Annotated in this window: 1 pseudogene; it reads left to right on the forward strand. The window is 69.1% G+C overall.

Annotated elements, in window-relative coordinates:
• Positions 1–596: pseudogene (locus A5624_RS16940) on the forward strand (hypothetical protein); the annotation flags it as partial.

The raw sequence follows: 596 nt of genomic DNA on the forward strand, positions 1-596 counted from the left end.
TTGCTCGGCCAGCGGATCGGGGCGACGGACTTCAGCACGCTGTACAGCCCCGTCGGGGGCAACGTGCCACAGTCGCTGGTCAACCAGGCCTGCCTGGACATCCAGCGGGGTCACGCCCGGGTGGTGCTGCTGGCCGGCGCCGAAACCTGGCGCACCCGGCGCGGGTTGCGGGCCAAGGGCGCCAAGCTGGTGTGGACCGAGCAGGACCACTCGGTCCCGATGGCCGAAATCAGCGGCGACGACGTCCCGATGGCCGGTGACGCCGAGATCAGGATCTCCCTGGACCGGCCCGCCTACGTCTATCCGCTGTTCGAGGAGGCGCTGCGGATCGCGAACGGCGAGTCGATCGACGATCACCTCGAGCGCATCGGGGCGCTGTGGGCCCGGTTCAACGCCGTCGCGGTGGACAACCCGAACGCTTGGATCCGCAAGCCGTCGAGCGCCGACGAGATCCGCAGCGCCGGTCCGCAGAACCGCATGATCAGCTGGCCCTACACCAAGCTGATGAACTCCAACAACATGGTCGACCAGGGCGCGGCGCTGGTCCTGACCTCCGCCGGGGAGGCGACACGGCTCAAGATTCCGGCCGAGCGGTG

The sequence above is a fragment of the Mycobacterium sp. 1482292.6 genome (genome assembly GCF_001672995.1).
In the GTDB taxonomy this organism is placed as follows: Bacteria; Actinomycetota; Actinomycetes; order Mycobacteriales; family Mycobacteriaceae; genus Mycobacterium; species Mycobacterium europaeum_A.